Source organism: Pseudomonas sp. LBUM1645 (genome assembly GCF_059716185.1).
Genome location: NZ_CP166811.1, coordinates 2,472,787 through 2,488,872 on the forward strand (window position 1 = coordinate 2,472,787; position 16,086 = coordinate 2,488,872).

15 protein-coding genes and 3 pseudogenes are annotated in these 16,086 nt (G+C 57.6%); 8 read left to right on the plus strand and 10 right to left on the minus strand.

Translation table 11 applies throughout. The features are described from left to right. Window positions 1-65 precede the first annotated feature (65 nt). From ACA079_RS10955 to ACA079_RS10970, 4 genes are all read left to right on the plus strand, one after another. The gene (locus ACA079_RS10955) at window positions 66-806 is read left to right on the plus strand and encodes a TorF family putative porin (RefSeq protein WP_497703464.1); all 741 of its coding nucleotides are present in this window, start codon (window positions 66-68) and stop codon (window positions 804-806) included. Window positions 807-993: 187 nt separating this feature from the next. After that, the gene (locus ACA079_RS10960) at window positions 994-2,406 is read left to right on the plus strand and encodes a purine-cytosine permease family protein (RefSeq protein WP_497703465.1); all 1,413 of its coding nucleotides are present in this window, start codon (window positions 994-996) and stop codon (window positions 2,404-2,406) included. 150 nt (window positions 2,407-2,556) lie between these two features. Next, the gene (locus ACA079_RS10965) at window positions 2,557-3,279 is read left to right on the plus strand and encodes a gamma-glutamylcyclotransferase (protein ID WP_497703466.1); all 723 of its coding nucleotides are present in this window, start codon (window positions 2,557-2,559) and stop codon (window positions 3,277-3,279) included. A gap of 26 nt (window positions 3,280-3,305) precedes the next feature. After that, on the plus strand, window positions 3,306-3,764 hold the full coding sequence (locus ACA079_RS10970; protein WP_497703467.1) for a GNAT family N-acetyltransferase: 459 nt from the start codon (window positions 3,306-3,308) through the stop codon (window positions 3,762-3,764). A 36-nt stretch (window positions 3,765-3,800) separates the two neighbouring features. Here ACA079_RS10970 and ACA079_RS10975 read toward each other — a convergent pair whose 3' ends face one another. From ACA079_RS10975 to ACA079_RS10995, 5 genes and pseudogenes are all read right to left on the minus strand, one after another. Further along, window positions 3,801-4,499: a helix-turn-helix transcriptional regulator gene (locus ACA079_RS10975; protein WP_497703468.1), complete on the minus strand. Its 699-nt coding sequence runs from the start codon at window positions 4,497-4,499 to the stop codon at window positions 3,801-3,803. A gap of 44 nt (window positions 4,500-4,543) precedes the next feature. Then, window positions 4,544-4,912 (minus strand): DUF6124 family protein, encoded by a 369-nt coding sequence (locus tag ACA079_RS10980; RefSeq protein WP_497703469.1) that lies wholly within the window; start codon window positions 4,910-4,912, stop codon window positions 4,544-4,546. Between the two features lie 414 nt (window positions 4,913-5,326). Continuing rightward, window positions 5,327-5,683, minus strand: a complete 357-nt coding sequence (locus tag ACA079_RS10985; protein WP_497703470.1) for a DUF6572 domain-containing protein — start codon at window positions 5,681-5,683, stop codon at window positions 5,327-5,329. A gap of 27 nt (window positions 5,684-5,710) precedes the next feature. Further along, window positions 5,711-6,103, minus strand: a complete 393-nt coding sequence (locus ACA079_RS10990) for a hypothetical protein (RefSeq protein WP_046052545.1) — start codon at window positions 6,101-6,103, stop codon at window positions 5,711-5,713. Next, window positions 6,090-7,225 (minus strand): annotated as a pseudogene (locus tag ACA079_RS10995) (polymorphic toxin type 44 domain-containing protein). The gene ACA079_RS10990 and the pseudogene ACA079_RS10995 overlap by 14 nt, the downstream one beginning before the upstream one ends. 709 nt (window positions 7,226-7,934) lie before the next feature. Between ACA079_RS10995 and ACA079_RS11000 the strand changes: the two are divergent. Further along, window positions 7,935-8,294 (plus strand): DUF6124 family protein, encoded by a 360-nt coding sequence (locus tag ACA079_RS11000; RefSeq protein WP_497703471.1) that lies wholly within the window; start codon window positions 7,935-7,937, stop codon window positions 8,292-8,294. Between the two features lie 207 nt (window positions 8,295-8,501). Then, window positions 8,502-8,843, plus strand: a pseudogene (locus ACA079_RS11005) (cysteine hydrolase family protein); the annotation flags it as partial. Window positions 8,844-9,098: 255 nt separating this feature from the next. On the opposite strand, the gene cls reads toward ACA079_RS11005, so the two are convergent. From cls to ACA079_RS11020, 3 genes are all read right to left on the minus strand, one after another. Then, window positions 9,099-10,394, minus strand: a complete 1,296-nt coding sequence (gene cls, locus ACA079_RS11010) for a cardiolipin synthase (protein ID WP_497703472.1) — start codon at window positions 10,392-10,394, stop codon at window positions 9,099-9,101. Window positions 10,395-10,669: 275 nt separating this feature from the next. Further along, complete coding sequence (locus tag ACA079_RS11015) at window positions 10,670-11,230, minus strand: lipid-binding SYLF domain-containing protein (RefSeq protein ID WP_497703473.1); 561 nt, start codon at window positions 11,228-11,230, stop codon at window positions 10,670-10,672. Between the two features lie 257 nt (window positions 11,231-11,487). Next, complete coding sequence (locus tag ACA079_RS11020; RefSeq protein ID WP_497703474.1) at window positions 11,488-12,390, minus strand: LysR family transcriptional regulator; 903 nt, start codon at window positions 12,388-12,390, stop codon at window positions 11,488-11,490. 106 nt (window positions 12,391-12,496) lie between these two features. Between ACA079_RS11020 and ACA079_RS11025 the strand changes: the two genes are divergently transcribed. Beyond that, a complete protein-coding gene (locus tag ACA079_RS11025; RefSeq protein ID WP_497703475.1) occupies window positions 12,497-13,894 on the plus strand; it encodes an MFS transporter in 1,398 nt (465 codons plus the stop codon). Beyond that, window positions 13,891-15,165: a glucarate dehydratase family protein gene (locus ACA079_RS11030; protein ID WP_497703476.1), complete on the plus strand. Its 1,275-nt coding sequence runs from the start codon at window positions 13,891-13,893 to the stop codon at window positions 15,163-15,165. Before ACA079_RS11025 ends, ACA079_RS11030 begins: the two co-directional genes overlap by 4 nt. Here ACA079_RS11030 and ACA079_RS11035 read toward each other — a convergent pair. After that, window positions 15,149-15,271 (minus strand): annotated as a pseudogene (locus ACA079_RS11035) (DUF7693 family protein); the annotation flags it as partial. The gene ACA079_RS11030 and the pseudogene ACA079_RS11035 overlap by 17 nt on opposite strands. A 194-nt stretch (window positions 15,272-15,465) precedes the next feature. Beyond that, window positions 15,466-16,035 carry an acyl-CoA thioesterase gene (locus tag ACA079_RS11040; RefSeq protein ID WP_497703477.1) on the minus strand — a complete coding sequence of 190 codons (570 nt, stop codon included), beginning with the start codon at window positions 16,033-16,035 and terminating at the stop codon, window positions 15,466-15,468. Window positions 16,036-16,086 lie beyond the last annotated feature (51 nt).

Below are 16,086 nucleotides of genomic sequence, written 5' to 3' on the forward strand. Positions count from 1 at the left end.
TGACGAGGGGCTCGGCATCGCCATGCCTGAAATTACCCGCACCTCCATAAAAATAAGAGACTTGTATGAACGCACGCTCAGTATTGACCCTAGCCACGCTTGTATTGGCACCCCTGACCACCCAGGCACTGCCACTCAACGATGACTTCAGCCTGGACATGACCCTGGGAGTCTTCAGCGACTACCGCACCCGTGGCATTTCGCAAACCCTGGGTGATCCGGCAGCTCAGGCCAGCGCCACGCTGGTGCACAGCAGCGGCCTGTACGTTGGCGCCTGGACCTCGAATGTCGATTTCGGCGGCGAGTTCAAGACGCGACAGGAACTCGAGTATTACGCGGGCTACTACTGGCAGGCGACCGAGGCCATCAGCCTCGATCTGGGGTACATCAAGTACGACTATCCAAAGGAAGGCCAATTCAACCTGAGTGAGGTCTACGCCGTGCTTGACGTTTATGGCGTGAAGCTCGGCGCTTACTACTCAAAAGATACGCCGAACTTCTTTGGCGAGGACCAGGACACCCTTTACACCTACCTCAGCTACAAAATCGAATTGCCGGCCGAGATCGGCCTGGACCTGCGCGTGGGTCGCAACGATGTCAAAGACCCGGCTTTCTGGTCCGCCAGCGGCGAAAGCCGTGAGGCCTACACCGAGTGGGAAGCCAAGTTGACCCGTGACTTCGTGGGCGTGACCTGGGGCCTTAGCTACATTGATACCGACCTGTCGAAAAGCGAATGCACGAGCTGGTACGGCTATGGTGATTTGTGCTCCGCCACTGTGGTTGCCAGTGCCAGCAAGGCGTTCTAAGCGTTTAACAGAAACCCAGGGTCGAGCGATCAATTGTGGCGAGGGAGCTTGCTCCCGCTCGACTGCGCAGCAGTCGCAAATCGCATTGTTGTCAGTATTTTGGGGCCGCTTCGCAGCCCAGCGCGAGCAAGCTCGCTCGCCACAAAAAACACCTTTGCCCGTCTGCCCCTAATAAGAGAACAGCGTAATGACCAAGGTCAGCGATAGTCAGCAGCGAAGTCCCCTGATCGAGACACGTTCGATCGATTACATTCCCGAGGCCGAGCGTCATGGCAGCCTCTACAGCCAGTTCACCCTGTGGCTCGGCGCCAACCTGCAAATCACCGCGATCGTCACCGGCGCCCTGGCCGTGGTGCTGGGCGGCGATGTGTTCTGGTCGCTCATCGGCTTGCTGATCGGCCAGGTGCTCGGCGGCGCAGTGGTTGCCCTGCACGCGGCGCAAGGACCGAAGCTCGGCCTGCCGCAGATGATCTCCAGTCGTGTGCAGTTCGGGGTCTATGGGGCGGCCATCCCGATTGTCCTGGTGTGCCTGATGTACCTCGGTTTCAGCGCCACCGGCGCGGTGTTGTCGGGGCAGGCGATTGCCCAATTGATCCATGTCAGCGACAGCGCCGGCATCCTGATTTTCGCCTCGTGCATCGCGTTTCTGACGATCTTCGGTTACCGGGTCATCCACCTGGTCGGCCGGGTCGCCAGCGTGCTGGGCATCATCGCCTTCGTCTATCTGTTTACCCGGTTGATGACCCTCAACGATATCGGCCTGTTGCTGGAAAACCGTCACTTCGGCTGGAGTACTTTCCTGCTGGCGGTGTCGTTGTCCGCGTCCTGGCAGATCGCCTTTGGTCCTTATGTGGCTGACTACTCACGCTACCTGCCGAGCAAGACCTCGTCGTGGAAGACGTTCGCTGCCGTCGGGCTTGGAACGGTGCTGGGCGCCCAGGCGTCCATGGTGCTGGGGGTGTTTGCAGCAGCGTTGGCCGGTGCGAACTTCCGCGGTCACGAGGTGGCGACCATCGTCGGGTTGGGCAGTACCGGTGTGATGGCGTCCCTGCTGTACTTGAGCGTGGTGTTCGGCAAGGTCACGGTGTCCACGCTCAACGCTTACGGCAGCTTCATGTGCGTGGCCACCATCATCAGTGGTTTCCGCAGCCGTCTGGAAATTTCCGCCCGCCAGCGGATGGTGTTTGTGTTGGTGATTGTCGCGGCGTCCACCACGCTCGCGCTGCTGGGGCAGTACTCGTTTCTCAACACCTTCAAGTACTTCATCCTGTTTTTGCTGACCTTCTTCACACCGTGGAGCGCGATCAATCTGGTGGATTACTACTTCATCAACAAAGAGCGCTATGACATCCCGGCATTGTCCGACCCGGCGGGTCGCTATGGCCGCTGGAACATGCGCGGGATCAGCGTGTATGTCATCGGTGTATTGATCCAGCTGCCCTTCGTCGATACCCACTTCTACTCCGGGCCGATGGTCGCGCAGCTCGGCGGTGTCGATATTTCCTGGATCGTTGGTCTGGTGGTGCCGGGCATCTTCTACTACCTGCTGGCCAGGACCTCGGCGTTGGCGGTGTTGCCTGAACAGCGTTCGAAAGCCTGAAATCCGCAACAACTCTCACACCCATCACCGGGTGTGAGAGAGCGCTGTCCAGTCGCCGGGACAATTCAATACGCGGTGCTAAACTTTCACGCTGATCAGCCTCAGGAGGCTGTCGATCAACTGGCTGCTTATCCCTGTTGCGAGGCCGGTATGGACGAGGCGAAAACGGCGCAAATCAAACAGCGAAACCTGACGGCAGAGCTTGTCGCCAGTGTTGAGCGCTTTGAGCCCGACCCCGGACCCGAGCCGGGCACGACCGAACACACCCAGGCTGAATTCGATGCGATGGTGGAGGCGCTATTACGTGAATACCGCCCGCAAGAGCTTTGGGTGTTTGCCTATGGCTCTCTGATCTGGAATCCGGAGTTCGAGTTTGAAGAGCGCCGTAGCGCCACTGCCTATGGCTGGCATCGGTCGTTCTGCCTGACACTGACTCGCTGGCGCGGCACTCGCGAGTTGCCGGCCCTGATGTTGGCCCTCGACCGAGGCGGAAGCTGCAACGGATTGGCGTACCGACTTCCAGCGCAAGACCACTTCAAACAACTGGGGCTGTTAATGTTCCGGGAGATTGATGCCAACCCGCCAACCAATGTTCCGCGCTGGATTTCCGTCAAGACCGAATCCGGGATACTGCGTGCATTAGCCTTTGTCGCAGCACGTGACGGAAAGGCCTATGCGGGCAAGTTGCCGATGGAAAGGGTCGCACACGTATTGGCTCGTGCAGCGGGGCATTGGGGTTCGGCGGCTCAATATCTTTTCCGAACGGTGACCATGCTCAAGGAGCACGGCATTCGTGATCGTAATATGAGTCGGATAGAAAGCCTGGTCGCACAGGAAATCGAAGCGGTAGTGTTCGCTGCGAAGAAACCCTAGAACAGCCCCGTACGGAGACGACATCCATGGACATCCAGGCCCTTCGCGCCGACGCATCCCACCTCGATAAAATCGCCAGCCTCTTCGACGCTTATCGAGGCTTCTACGGCCAGCCGTCGAACCTGCCGCAGTCTCGCGACTTCATCGCCGAGCGCATTGCCCGGGACGAATCCGCGATCTTCTTCGCCCAGGCACCCAGCGGCGAGGCGCTGGGTTTCGTCCAGTTGTTCCCGACGTTCTCCTCCATCGACGCGCACCGCACCTGGCTGCTTGGCGACCTCTTCACAACACCCGCCGCCCGAGGGCAAGGGGTCGGCACGTTGCTGATGAACACCGCGCGAGCCTTCGCATTGTTGACCGGTGCCAAAGGCATGGTGCTGGAAACGGCCACGGACAATGTCGGTGCGCAACGGTTGTACGAATCCTTGGGCTATGTGCGCGATACGGGTTACTACACCTACTGCCTCGATTTGAAACAAGGCTGAGCCAACCGCTGCCGGTTGCCTGTTCGGGTTGGGCGATCAACCGGTTTGCTCCACATACGCCGTCACCAACGCCCTATCCCTACCCGCATCGCGTTTCAGCCATTCGGCCGGCGGCCAGCCCACCACGTTGAGAAAGGTTCTGGAGAAAGACGCTTGCGAGCTGTAGCCGACGGAGGCGGCGATCACTTTGATCTGCACCCCGTCACGGAGCATGTCCTGGGCCACTTTCATTCGCCAGGCGGTGACGTAGCCCATCGGTGAAATCTCCATGATCTGGGTGAAGCAGGCCGAGAATTTCGATCTGGACATGTTCGCCAGGCCTGCAAGCTTCTCCACTGTCCAGCGCGCCTCAGGTTCCTGGTGGATCCGGTTGAACACCGCACCCAGGCGCCCGTCCTGAAGGGCATACAGCAGACCGCTGGAAATCTTTTGCTCGATGACTGAGTGCCGCACCAACACCACGAGCATGTATTCGAGCAGCAGATTGAGCGCCTTGGCTCTGCCAGGGGCCTGATCCTGGAATTCGGCGAGCAGGGCGCCAATCACGGGGGTGAGGTTCTCCAGTTCCTTGAACGGGAAAATCAGTGTTTCCTTGAGGCCGAGGGGGAAGGGGTGCAGGGAGTTGCGCCCGAACTGGAACGAGGTGACGCCGAGCGCGAAAACTTGGGCGCTGGTGCGAGGTAAATGGAGTTTAGGTTTGTTGCGTATTGCTTCGTCCGCTTTAAGCACGAACATAAGTGCAGTGAGGGAGCGAGCCCCCTCACTACTGCGCCTGGCTGCTACCCAGGCTTGTGGTTATCCAGTACGCGATTGACCGCTAACTCCCCCAACATGATCACCCGTTGCAGCACCAGCATCGTTTGGCGTCGTGGGCCGTCCGTTAAGTCGGTGAGATCGTTGACTATGGCGCTGGCTGCTGCCAACGATTCGCAGGCCTCGACGAGCAACGTTTCGTCATCCACCGCTGCGTCGATGGTGAAAATGGTGCTGGGCTTGCGGGGCGGTATCTGCGTTTTCGACGCCCCGGGGTTGAGGTAGAAGTTGAGTGCGCGGTCGGCCGCCTCTTTCATTTTCTTGGGGTCAAGATCACGAAAGGTGTCGTAGGGTAGCGGACTGGTATTCGGGGGATTAGGTGTAACTTTGAACATAGTTGCTTTCTCTCATAGTGAGGCGGCAACCATCTCGCTACTAAACAAGAGGGTGGCAGCTGTGCGCGAGTTAGTAGACCGGATAAGCAACAAAAAACCGGCGCGCCCTAGGGCGCCAAGCGCACAGCCACCATGAAGAACAGGCGAATGCCTGTCTGGATGATACTTGTGCAACCGTTATCGCTTAATCCGGGCTACTAAACCCGACCACTGATGGGCAGTGGTAGGGAAACAATAGAGGCCAGGGGCAAGGCGCACAAGCCGGCGGATTCTGGCTTAACCGTAGGCAACGACGCAAGTCGTTGTAGCCTCTTATGACGTAACACTGAGTGTCCTTAAACGTTCTCGCAAAATCTGTTTAACTGCGGCAAAAGCCGATCGACATCCAACCCAGCGTCTTTGCCGCGACTTCGGTCACATGTTGCGTATTGCTTCGTCGTCTTTCAGCACGAACTCAAGCCCGATGCCCACGCCCTTCAGTACCTCGGTCACGCGATCAATGAAGAACTCGCCTTGCTCGGGTAACTCGAGCAGGCCATTGAGACGGATCTTCGGATTTTTGCCTTTGGCCGGTGGATAGCTTTCCAGCAATTCACCGCTCTCAATGAAGGCTATGTAGGTGTTGATTTTCTCTTGAAGCAATAGCAGGTGCTCGCCCTCTTGGGCCTTGTCGCCCCATTCAAGGTGATCAGTGATAACGAGCACCAGGTCGTGTAGCTCTCGCTTGGGAATTGCCCAAAAATCGATCACACGTGGATTTGTTATGGACATTTATGCCCCCTATGGCTTGGCTAAATCCTACTTACAAACTTTCAATCGCTCTCCATCAGTGCCACTGCCTTCACTGGTGTCAATCTCGCCATTACGGTCAATATGAATTTCCGTTGTCGGCCATTGGGGCGTAATGCTGACGCAACGGTTCAGGCCCTTCGCATTCCACCAATCGAGACGCATGAAGAACTCATCGTCAGGAAAGATATGTCCTACATCACCCATTGTCTTTCCGGGCAGCAGTTCACCGCGAACGATGGTGTGCTGTGTGTTCAGGACGTAACTAATTTTCTTGGTACCGTCTTTTGAGTAGAAAACGACAACTCGCGGTATAGCTACGTACCAGCACGCCACAGCACCAATAAGAAACAGCCCTATCCACCGCCCAATATGTCGTGGTCGCTTTTCACTTGCAGGCATGTTTTTGAACCCCTGTACCCCAGTCAGCAATTGGCACTGCCAACACTTTGTCCATGATGATTTGTGCAGTGACACCGCCGTTCGGATACTCCTTGTAGAGTTCCATTCCGAGGATGATCGACACCCTATCAGGAGCATCGTCCCATGCTCGCATCCCTTCGACGCCTTCCGTCCTTCGTGGGCCATCAAACCTCTTAGGGTCTTTGAGGAAGCGCCAACTGTCTGAGCCTATTTGCTCAACTCCAGCGCCGTCCAATTGCACGCTGTCAGAGAGTCCACCGGCTAAGCCGACATACCCATAATGGATGTTCGACCAGATGTCGTAGTAGAAGTCATACGCCCCTTGTTTGTGCCAAGGTGCACCAAACAGTTTGGCCAATTTGGGCTTGTGATCCCAATCCTGACCCTGACCCACCTGTTTCGTCCAGATGGCGAAAGCCATCGCCTTTTTTCCAAGTGCCATGTTGTAAAACTGGGGGTCTTGCCCTAGGCGCAGGTAGAGCGGAAGCGCCATAAATTTCTTGGTTTCCGCCTCAGGATCGAAGCTGTTTAGTTCTTTCATTTCCAAGACTGCTGGGTCTTTGATATTGCGGTTCATCTCATCGGCGATGTAATCGGCCAGTTGCTCCATCATGTCAGGGTCTTTGCACGTAGTAGGTGCTTCCGGCTCTGTCTTCGCTTCGGGTTTTTCGGTGCTGGCTTGCGGATCTACCAAGGCATTCGCCGCCAGAGCCTTCTCTTTCAAATTTGGATCAGCGAGCAAGGTCGCCTCTTCTCATCGTCCACGGTGCCATCTGGGCGGAACGCTCCCAGTGCCATGAAGTTGATGATGGTTGCACCGCCAGCATCGCCCATGACAAACCCGCCACCTACATCGCCTGACCCGGTGATGATGGTTCCGCCATGGCTGGTAGGACTGCCAAGGTGGGCCATAGGACGGCCATTCACTTGAATCGATGGAAACCCTGTGGTGATTACGGCGCCACAACCACATGTATCGCCAACACGTGCGGAGCCCATAAAGTTGATATTTACGTCGCCACTGGCGGAGGCAATCGGGGTGGTGCCATGGCCGGGCAAAGGGCAGACATGCTTGTCACCCAGTCGTGCAGAAGAAATCATTTATCGTCCTTGAGTCGTTGCGAGGAGTTCCAGCTTGGGGCTGGGGTAGTCTGACTTTATCGGGAAGCTCAAACAATGGCTGCAAGACAAATCCCAAAAGTCTTGCTGAAAACCTTCCGTGTTCCGTGTCAGTTACTTTCCATAAACGATACCGGGTCGTGATGAACCGTCCCTAGTTTCGTAGACGCATCCGACTAACTCCTTTTGGCCGGAATCAGACTGATTCAAGAGTTCGCGCTACCCACCACACCTGCGACGCTCAACCTTAAAAATGTCGGATGCGTCCACGATTTTCTCAAGGTTTTACCTCGCGCAAGAAGCGTGCATCAGATTATTAAACATCTCCATAGGGTGCTTGTTTAAGCGCCCTCAAGGTTACGTCCTGAAAGCTACAAAACCTTGCGCCGTTGCCTACGGCTGCGCCAGAATCCGCCGGCTTGTGCGCCTTGGGGTCACTCGGTAACTTGATTCGTGTCACTGCCCATCAGTGATCGGGTTTCGCAGCCTGGGTAAACTCTAGACGCACAACGTCTATCGTCCGTGAGCAGACGCTTCATTAGGTCTGTTATTCATGTCATGGCGGCTGTGCGTGGGAGGCCTTAGGGTCTGCCGGGTTCCTAGAGTCCTGGTCTGCGAACCCGCGTACAGTTGCCACCTTTTTTCGTTTCGCAGCGAATGGTGGCAGCTCCATTTCTCTAGGAGTTTCAATATGTTCAAGGTCACCCCCAATCCACCGGACACCGATCCGGTCTCCCCGTACGAACCCGATTCAAAAAAACTCAACGAAGCCGCCGAGCGGGCTCTCAATTACCACTTCCCGTCGATTGCCGACATCAAAGCCACCCCGCGAACTCGCAGCACTCTGTTTTCCGTGGACCCAGAGGCCACGACCGAAACCCTAGTGGTTTTTCTGGTCGAAACCCTGGCCTCGGTTGATGTGATGGTCCACGAGTTGGTAGACCTCTTGGAGGGTTGCTCGCGCTATTCCCTGTTGGGCATTTCCAACAGCGTCATGGTGGCTGAAATCACGGCAAACCGATTGCTGGATAAAATTGATCCACCTGCGTAAGTGCGGTCTGCTGTGGTGAGTGGGTAACTGACGTTGGGTTGGGCAGTTGTCCCCTTTTGGGGGCCGCTGCGCGGCCCAGCGGAAGTACGCTCCCTCGCCACAGGTTTCTCGGTTGCCGTTGCTGGCCGGTGATTGGGTTTTGTGTCAGGCCCGGGATGCCGCGTAATCGTTCATCGCGAGCAAGCTCGCTCCCACAGGTATTGCGGCGAATACATGCCCGAGTACAACCCCTACATCCTCGACGGCAAAACCATCATTGCTTCACCGCACAAGGTTTACGGCCCGGAAACCAATGATCTGGCGTTGCAGCTGCGTAAGCACGGTGTGTCGCAAATCATATTGGCGGGCATGGCGGCGAACCTGTGCGTCGAGTCGCATCTGCGCGAACTGCTGGAGCTTGGCTTTGAAGTGGCCGTGGTTCGGGACGCGACCGCCGGCCCGACGACTCCCGAAGGTGATGGCTACCTGGCCGCACTGATCAACTATCGCTACATCGCCAATGCCCTGTGGAGCACGGCGCAAACGGTTGAGTTTCTAAAGGCCAAATAGGTCAGGCGCGACCAGGCTGTGCCTCGCGATATGGGGTGCAGCCTTGCCGATGCGAGACGCGCTTCGACTCTATGCAAACCCGAGAAACGACAGGATAACCACGACAATCACAACTACCCCGACGATGTAGATGATGTTGTTCATGAATTCCACCTCTCAACCTGAATTGGATGGCGACGCGAGGGTGTACAAATACAAGGTAGTGCACCTTTGCTCCCACTTCCATTAGGCACCACAGTTCCCGCGCCGTTCGACTTATAGCCAGTATCCCCAGAGTCGCCCCATCTGCTCCTTGGCTCTCAAAGCGAGCGAGCGGCGCTGCCACGTTTCCAGCTTGATTTCGTTCGACTTGGCCAGGTCAGCCATGAATGCCGCCTGCATCTTTTTTCCAAACCCGGTGCCCAGCACAACGGCGTTGACTTCATCGTTGTGCACGAAGCTGCGCCAGTCGAGGTTGGTGGAGCCGACAGTCGACCACACGCCATCGATGACGGCAGTCTTGACGTGGAGTAGCGCGCCACGGCGTTCGTAAAGCTTGACGTTGGCCTCCAGCAGCTCGCTGTAGTAGGCGCGTCCGGCATGGAACACCAGCCACGAATCGGTGCTGCTGGGCAACACCAGCTTGACGTCGACTCCACGTGCCGCCGCCTCCTTGAGTGCCGCCAGCAACTGGGGATCGGGCACAAAGTAGGCGTTCGTCAGCCATATCTCGGTCTGCGCGCTATGCAGCGCCGAAATCAGCGTGGCATAGATCAGGCTGAACGGCTCATCTGGCGAGCTGCCGATGGCGCGAATCACTTCGGTGCCTTTGCGCTCCTGTGGCGGAAAGTAGTGGCGAGGCGCGAGTGGTTCACCTTTCTGGGCCGTCCAGGTTCCGATGAACAGCTTCTGCAGGTCCGCAACCACGGGCCCCTCGACGCGCAAGTCGGTATCGCGCCAGGGCAAATCACCATTGGGACGCGTCTTCGAGTGTGAGCTGAAGGAACCCCCTGAATAGACGCTGCTGATGTTGATCCCGCCGAGAAAGGCAGCACGGCCGTCCACTATCAACAGCTTTCGGTGATCGCGCTGGTTCACGTCCCAGCCCACTTTGGCCGTCGCCGGATTGACTGGGTTGTACTCCAGCACCTTGATTCCGGCATCGGTCAATCGAGAGAAAAACGCCGAGGGTGTTCCAAGGGTTCCGACGCTGTCACGGATCAGATTGACCTGTACGCCTTTCTTCTGCTGAGCGATCAGTGCTGCGGCGAAACGCTGGCCGACTTCATCATCGTCGAGGATGTAGGTCTCCATGTTGATGTGGTCGCGCGCAGCTTCAATGGCTTTGATCATCGACTGGTAGGTGCTGGGACCGTCCTGCAGCAAGTCGACCTTGTTTCCTTCCGTTAGCGGGCTACCGGCAACGGATTCTTCGATGGCAAGGTGCACATCGAAGATGTTGGTCTCTGCGCCGCTGGCCTTGAGTCGGTCGAGAATGGCTTTGCTGCGCTCGGCTGACAGAGGTCCGTGTATCCCGTCGAGTTGCACTGGCGCAGAGGGAGTGCGAGCCATGTCCGGCACTATCCTCGGCAAAGCACTGGAGCCAATTACAAATATAAGGAGCACAGCCACGCATAGCACCAGAGCAATACATGCACCCTTACATCGGGTTAGAAGATTCATCAGGACCCCTCTTGGCGAGGACGGTGATAGCGCTCAACAACCCAAGGGTTTCGCCGTGCATCCTGTCCCAAAGGGGCGTCTTGCCTGGTACACAAGACGCCTTTGGTAGAGGGGGGCACCCACGCGGTACGCTTCAAAAGACAGACCCCTTGAAGGGCAGGCTTTCAGCGCTTGATCAGGGAAATCTTCGTTCCTTCGATGCTGACCCCGGCCATTAACCCTTGCTGGTCGAATATGAACGCGTAGGCATCGTCCTTGAGTGTCGAACTCGACAGATTCTTCGCGACTCCTTCGTCAACCACGACAACGGTTGGCCCCACGCCGACTTCCCAGCCCTTGGTCTCACGAACATAATTCACGGCTTTGTCAGTCATCAGGAACAACGCATAACCGTACGATTGGGCGCCTGCCTGCAGCCCCCATGACCCCGTTACGGAGTTGTAATAGCTATCCACTTTCGAGCCCTTCATCAGCACGCCTTCGCCATAGCTGCCACCAAACACAAGGCCGGCCTTAATGATTTTCGGGAAGACCAGCACCGCTTTGGCATTCTGCGAAATGGTTTTGGCAAAGGGTGTGGACTTGTAAAGCGTTTGCAACGCTTGCTTGGAGTCGGCATTCAGATCCTCGGCGGTTGCCGCACCTGCAGTGTTCAGGAGGCTCGCTGATGCCAATGAGGCTGTCGCGAGGAAGATCGATAGAAAGAAGCGCATTGACTGAGTCATTTTCGTACTCCGGTAAGGGAGCAGGGGATGGGAGCAGCAGTCAGCACCTGCACCAGACAGGATCCGAACCTACTGAACGTTATCCGGCGCACCCTGATGTGTGTGAATTGCAAAGCGTCGCTTTTGAATGAGCCAGGCTCAAGGCCTTTGATCAGTCGCGATGCCATCAGTTGGTTGGACCACTGCGCAACGGCCGGGTTCGTCGTCAGAGGCAAAGTGGTCGATGGCCCCAAAAGAAACGCCAGGCAACGACAGACTCAAACGCCCCATCCCTCCCGCACAGCCCTTCGAATGCCTTCCAGCAACATCGCAAACGCCGGGTTGTCATTGTTCTCGCGCCAGATCAAATGCAGCTCGCTCTGCACACCTTCACCCAGATCGATATCGCGAAACACCACGTTCTTGAACACCACGCTGGTGGCGCAGCGAGGCACCAGGGCCAGGCCCATACCGGCGTTGACCAACGCCAGGATGGTCAACGATGAACCGAGCCATTGCACGTATTCCGGGGCGACGCGGGCAGAGCGGAGCATGCCGGTCAGCAGTTCATTGAACGGCGGGTAGGCGGCGTGGGAGTACATCAGGAAAGGCTGCGAATCGAGGTCTTTGACCGAGACGGTTTCTGCGCTCGCCAGTCGATGGCTGCTCGGCACCGCCAATACAAACGGTTCACGCACCAGGCATTCGGTGGCGTATCCCGGCTCCAGCAACGGCGCGCGAACAATGCCCAAGTCGATACGACGGGCACGCAGGGCTTCATGCTGCTGGTAGGTGTTCATCTCCGTCAGGTCGATTTTTACATGCGGCTGTTTGAGCCGTGCTTCAGCGATGACCTTGGGCAGAAATTCGTAGACCGCGCTGCCGACGAAACTGATGTTGACCGAGCCGATGTCGCCCTCGGCAAAACGGCGGGCGGTGACGGCGGCTTGCTGGGCGCGCTCCAGCAGGTTCTGCGCTTCGATGAAGAAGGCGCGGCCGGCGGCGGTCAGGGCGACGCTGCGGGTGGTGCGGGTGAACAGCTCGACACTCAGATGATGTTCCAGCAGTTGAATCTGTCGACTGAGGGGCGGTTGAGTCATGTTCAACCGTTCGGCGGCCCGACGGAAATTCAGTTCGGTTGCCACCGTAGTGAAACAGCGAAGTTGAGTCAGTTCGAACATTGATCTAATTCCGGTATCAATCGAATGCCAAGTTAGATTAGACGGGATCAATACCTGCGTCCATCATCGGCCTGTCCCTAAAAAAACAATGATTGGGAGTTGCCCCTTGAATACCGTCCAGAGTCCGCCGGACCCGAATGTACTCGCCCGCGCCGCGGCCAAGGTGAAACGCCATGTGCTGCCGCTGTTTGTGGTGATGTTCATCGTCAACTACATCGACCGGGTCAACATCGGCTTCGTGCGCAGCCACATGGAAACCGACCTCGGCATTGGCGCGGCAGCCTACGGCCTGGGCGCCGGGTTGTTCTTTATCGGTTATGCGATATTCGAAGTCCCCTCCAACATGCTGTTGCAACGCTACGGTGCTCGCGCCTGGCTGACGCGCATCATGTTCACCTGGGGCGCGGCGGCGATGGCCATGGCGTTTGTGCGCGGCGAAACCAGCTTCTATGTGCTGCGTTTTGTTCTCGGTGCAGCCGAAGCAGGCTTCTTTCCCGGCATCATTTACTACTTCACCCAATGGCTGCCGTCGACCGAACGTGGCAAGGCCATGGCAATTTTCCTCAGCGGTTCGGCCATTGCCTCGGTGATCTCCGGTCCCGTCTCCGGCGCGCTGTTGAATGTCAGCGGTTTCAGCCTGCATGGCTGGCAGTGGATGTTCCTGATCGAAGGCTTTGCTTCGATCGTGCTCTGTGGGTTCGTGTGGTTCTGGCTGCAATCCCATCCGCGCGAGGCGAAATGGCTGAGCGCCGAAGAAAAGGACGCACTGGTTGACGCCATCGCGCTGGAACAACAGGCCCGCGAAGCCACACAGACCGTCAAGCCGTCGATGTTCAAGCTGCTGGCCGACAAGCAGATCGCGCTGTTCTGCTTCATCTACTTTTCCATCGCCCTGACCATCTACGGCGCCACGTTCTGGCTGCCGAGCATGATCAAGAAAATGGGCAACCTCGGCGACTTCCAGGTCGGCCTGTTCAACTCGATTCCGTGGATCATTTCGATCATCGCGATGTATGGCTTCGCCGCCATGGCCAGCAAATGGAAACACCAGCAAGCCTGGGTGGCCTTGACCCTGGTGATCGCCGCGTTCGGCATGTTCATGTCCACCACCGGCGGGCCGATCTTCGCCTTCGTCGCCATCTGTTTTGCCGCCATTGGTTTCAAGGCTGCCTCGGCATTGTTCTGGCCGATTCCGCAAGGCTATCTGGATGCTCGCATCGCCGCTGCGGTGATCGCCTTGATCAACTCCATCGGCAACCTCGGCGGTTTCGTTGCCCCGACAGCGTTCGGTTTCCTGGAGCAAAAAACCGGCTCCATCGAAGGCGGCCTCTACGGTTTGGCGGCCACGTCACTGGTCGCGGCCGTGGTGATCTTTTTCGCTCGCACGGCACCTCGGGGCGATGCGCTCCGCGCGCCAACCGACAAACTTGCCGTCGACACAGCAGCCAAAAAATCCATCAGTCATCAAGCCTTGAGTTCAGGTTCAAAGGGAGCAGCCTCTTGAAAATCAAACGAGTCACCGTCACCCCAATCGCTTTCCGTGATCCGCCGCTGCTGAATGCCAGTGGTATCCACGAACCCTTTGCGCTGCGCTCGATCATCGAGATTGAAAGCGACAACGGCTACATTGGCCTGGGTGAAAGTTATGGCGACGCCCCGGCGCTGTTGATCCAGCAACAACTGCAAGACCAGTTGATCGGTCTCGACCCGTTCAACCTCAATCAACTGCGCCGCATCGTGCAAGCCACCGTGGCGGCGAACAAACCGGCGAGCATTGCCGGTGCGGAACTGGCGCCGGGCTCCCATGCCAGCAAAGCGGTAAGCAACGCGTATTCGGCGTTCGAAGTGGCGTTCCTTGATTTGCAGGCGCACTCGTTGAACGTGCCGTTGGTGGACTTGCTGGGCGGTGCGATTCGCGACGAGATTCCGTTCAGCGCCTACCTGTTCTTCAAGTACGCCCAGCATGTCGACTCACCCTACAAACCCGACAGTTGGGGCGAAGCACTGAACGAAGAACAGATCGTCGCCCAGGCGCGACGCATGATCGAAGCCAACGGTTTCAAGAGCATCAAGCTCAAGGCCGGCACGCTGCCACCGGAGCACGAAGTGTCGTGCATCAAGGCGCTGAAAAAGGCTTTCCCCGGCTACCCGTTGCGCATCGACCCGAACGGCAACTGGTCGCTGGAAACTTCGATCCGCATGGCCGAGCTGTTGGGCGATGACCTGCAATATTACGAAGACCCGACGCCGGGCCTCGACGGCATGTCCGAACTGCACAAGCGCACCGGCCTGCCGCTGGCGACCAACATGGTGGTCACCGACTTCGATGAGTTCCGCCGCAGTGTTGCGTTGAACAGCGTGCAGATCGTCCTCGCCGACCACCACTACTGGGGCGGCCTGCGCGACACCCAGGCGCTGGCGAAAATGTGCGATACCTTTGGCCTAGGCGTGTCCATGCATTCCAACTCGCACTTGGGCATCAGCCTGATGGCGATGGCGCATGTCGCCGCTGCGGTGCCCAATCTGGATTACGCCTGCGACACGCATTACCCGTGGCAGGAGCCGGATGAAGAAGTGATCAAGGGCGGCAAAATACCTATCGTCAATGGCTGCGTGAAAATCACCCGCGCGCCTGGGTTGGGCCTGGAACTGGATCACGATCAACTGGGCAAGCTGCATGACCAGTACCTGACCTGCGGCATTCGTCAGCGCGATGACGTGAAACAGATGCAGCGTTACAAGCCGGAGTGGAAGGCGGTCAAACCGCGGTTTTGAGTTCCGTCAGCAAACGCTCGATCTGCGCCAGCTCCCAGGTGCTGAGCAAACTGACCGGATCGGTGCCGTAACGTTGCCAGCTGTCGAACACGCCCTCGCGACCGTCCGTAATACTGTTCACTTAAGACATTCTTCAGTCGAGCTAGAACCTGTGGCGAGGGGATTTATCCCCGTTGGGCTGCGAAGCGGCCCCAGCGTCTTTTCAGACAGACTAAGTTGTCTGGATTACGACTGCTTCGCAGCCGAACGGGGATAAATCCCCTCGCCACAAATGTGGACGCCGCGCTTAAGTGAACAGCATTACGCGACGGTCTGCGGGCGCCGGGCAGGTTGACCCTCTTCCTCTCGAAGCTCACGGCTCATGTCGTTGCAACTTTGCGACCAGTCTGTCAGCCACGTTGGCATCGGCGGCGATTGTTCTCTCAAGCCCAGCTCCCGGGCGTACTCGCCAGGGGCAACCGTGCCTTTGGCAGAGCGGAACAGACCTCGCATCACCACGACGCCGACCACGCGTCCCTTGCTCACGAAGCGGTGCTCCATAAAGCTCCACTTATCGTCCCAGCCGAGCATCCTGGTGTGAATCTCGAACGCTTCGAACAGCTTCAGTTCACGCCGAAACTTGCCCCAGGTGTCGCCAACGATAGGCACGGCCTTATTGCGCAGCGCTACCCGGAATGCGCCGCTGCGCAGCACGTAGTCCATGCGTCCTATATCGGCCAGGGTGAAATACCGGCCATTGGTAACGTGCCGGTTGAGGTCGAGATCAAGCGGCCAGACGCGCATGTGGACGACGGTGGTGGCCAAGGCGTCAACCGGCTTGCGCCACGGACGACGGAACAGCATGAGGAAAAGTCGGAACCAGAGATTCATAAGTACGCCGATGATTGAATGAGGCGTGCACTTTAGGGAGGAGAGATCGGG